The sequence below is a fragment of the Novosphingobium nitrogenifigens DSM 19370 genome (assembly GCF_000192575.1).
GTDB classification, from domain to species: Bacteria; Pseudomonadota; Alphaproteobacteria; order Sphingomonadales; family Sphingomonadaceae; genus Novosphingobium; species Novosphingobium nitrogenifigens.
This window is the reverse complement of the sequence record NZ_GL876935.1, coordinates 541,205-543,892: the sequence shown is the minus strand read 5'-3', so window position 1 is coordinate 543,892 and position 2,688 is coordinate 541,205. Positions and strand designations below refer to the sequence as shown.

Genomic DNA, 2,688 nt, shown 5'->3' with positions numbered 1-2,688 from the left:
TCCCCCGCTGGTCCTGCGGTCATAACGAGAGTCCGCCGGTTTGATATTTGTGCCGGTGTTCGGTTCCCCAGCGACGAGTGTGGCCTGACGTTGTTGTAGTCGTAGCGCCAGACAGCCAGCTTGCGCCGAGCGTCCGCGAGGCTGTCGAACAGATCCTCATTCAGGAACTCGTCGCGCAGCGCCCCATTGAACGTTTCAATCAACGCATTCTGCTGCGGCTTGCCGGGATCGATGTAATGCCACTCGACCCGGTTCTCGCTGGCCCACTTCAGGATCGCCCTGCTGGTGAACTCGGTTCCGTAGCACATTGGGAAGCGGCCCCTTGAAGGGCCGCATTGCCTTGATGAAGGCAAGGGCGCGTAGCGCCCGCCGGCTTCATCAAGGCGGCCATGATCGGCCAGCGGGTCTCTAAAGTGAAGTTGTCGACTCAACACTTTGGAGACGGACCGACCATGACCAAGCGCAGTTCTACTCCCGCCGATGCCGTGCTGGTAGCCATCGACATGTCCAAGCACCGACAGGAGGTTCTGATTGAACGCCCGGAGGGCGGGCGCCGACGGCGGATGACCGTCATGGCCACAAAGGCTGACTACGATCGTCTCGCGGCCGACCTGGCGGACATAGGCAGATCTGTCATTGTCGGGTTCGAAGCTACCGGCAACTACCATCGCACATTGGCCCACCGGCTACTTGCTGCGGGTTTCGAGCTGCGCCTGATTTCATCGGTCGCCTTGGCCCGGACGCGCGAGGCATTGCACAACGGCTGGGACAAGAACGATTCCAAGGATGCCCAGGTGATCCTGCACATGCTCCGGATCGGCGCGACCCAGCGCTATGTCGATCCGCTGGCCGCCGGCATCAATGATCTGCAGGAGATGTCGAAGACGCACGAAGCCATTTCCAAGGTGAAGACCCAGACGTGGCATAGGATCCTCACGCACTATCTGCCGCTGTATTTTCCGGAGATCGAACGTTTCGCCGGCAACAGCCGCTCCGACTGGTTCCTGGCCCTGCTCGAGCGGTTTCCGACACCAGCCAGCATGACGGCCCTCGGCCAGGAGGCGTTCTCGAACGAAGCGTGGTCACTGGTCGGCCGCAAGGTGTCTAAGGCCCGCTTGATCAACGACATTTATGAGACCGCCTGCGCTTCCGTAGCGCTTCCCGTCGACGAGGATTCCGTTGCTATCACGATGTTCCGCATGGTCATCGCGCAGGCGCGCAGCCTGATCCGGCAACGCGACGAGATTGAACGAACCGCCCATGCCTTGCTCAGCGGAAACCGAGATTACCAACTCCTGCGCATGATCCCCGGGATCGGGCCGATCAACGCGCTGACCATCCTCGCGGAGGCTGGCGACCTTCGACGATTTGCGCACCACCGCCAGTTCCTGAAGTTCTGCGGGCTCGATCTTGCCACCTGTCAGTCCGGCACATTCCGCGGACGGACCAAGCTGTCAAAGTACGGTAATGCACGGCTTCGCCGTACCTTCTGGATGGCAACCCAAGTCGCCATCCGGCAGCGCGACAACAGCTTTCGTGACAAGCTTGGTCGCTATGTGGCCGGCCACGGCAACGACCCTGATCGCCGCCGCAAGGCGATGACTGCACTTACCGCCAAGATGGCGCGCGTCGCGCACGCCGTCATCAAGACGGGAACCGAGTACCGTCCGTTCGTCGAACGGGCGGACACCAGATGGAAGGACCCCTCTCTGTGGAGCCGTGAGGGCGCAGCTGCGACCCTGTAGATAATGTTCGGGCCTTCCATCTGGCATCCGCATCTCATTTTAAGGACGGTAAGGACCACGACCCGCGCGGCCGCTGGATCCTGTGTTTGCTATGGCCGAGAGCGCATTCCTTGACGATGGAAGCCATCTGGATCAGAACGCAACCAGCGCCGATCACAATCGGCGCAACGAGACCTGCTGGCCGTTTTCCGCCGCTGCTTCCCGACCTAGGACGTTGTCGCTGACGATGCAAGCGGGTTTGCCATACAGGCGCACCAGCGTGTCCAACTCGCGGGCTACCCGCACGCCGGAGATGCTGGTGTCCCCCACCAGGCACAGGTTCTCCCGGCAGGCGTCATCGTTGATCGCCAGGATACGCAGCCGGCGGGAAGCGCCGAACGTGTCGGCCACAAAGTCCATCGACCAACGGTCGTTCGGCCGCAGCGGGACCGGCATTGGTGTTCGGCTGCCGCGAGCGCGCTTGCGACCCCGCCGGCAGCGTACCGACAGACCTTCCTCCCGGTATAGCCGGTAGAGCTTCTTGTGGTTCATGATGTGTCCCTTGCGTTCGAGCATCACGCCGACACGGCGATAGCCGAACCGCCGACGCAGGCCGGCGATCTCCCGCATCTCCTCGCGGATCTCGGCATGGTCGGGCGAACGTTCTCGCCGGACCGTCTTGGGATCGACGCCGATCAACACGCAGGCACGGCGCTGCGAGACCTGGTAATCCCGCATCACACCGAGCGCCGCGTCCCGTCGCTGGCCTGGCGTCGTCAGACTTTTCCCAACAGGTCCTTCAGGATCGCGTTGTCCAGCACACTCTCGGCCAGAAGCCGCTTGAGCTTGCCGTTCTCATCCTCGAGTTGACGCAGCCGCCGGGCATCGGACACCTCCAGGCCGCCGTACTTCGCCTTCAGCTTGTAGAACGTCGCCGGGCTGAGGCCGTGCTTGCGGCAAACCT

The 2,688-nt window shown here is 62.4% G+C and carries 3 pseudogenes; 1 reads left to right on the top strand and 2 read right to left on the bottom strand.

The window, feature by feature from the left end:
• A pseudogene (locus Y88_RS18630) lies at positions 1-299 on the bottom strand (integrase core domain-containing protein); the annotation flags it as partial.
• A gap of 153 nt (positions 300-452) precedes the next feature.
• Between Y88_RS18630 and Y88_RS18625 the strand changes: the two are divergent.
• Positions 453-1,749: pseudogene (locus Y88_RS18625) on the top strand (IS110 family RNA-guided transposase).
• 209 nt (positions 1,750-1,958) lie between these two features.
• Here Y88_RS18625 and Y88_RS18620 read toward each other — a convergent pair.
• Positions 1,959-2,688 (bottom strand): annotated as a pseudogene (locus Y88_RS18620) (transposase); the annotation flags it as partial.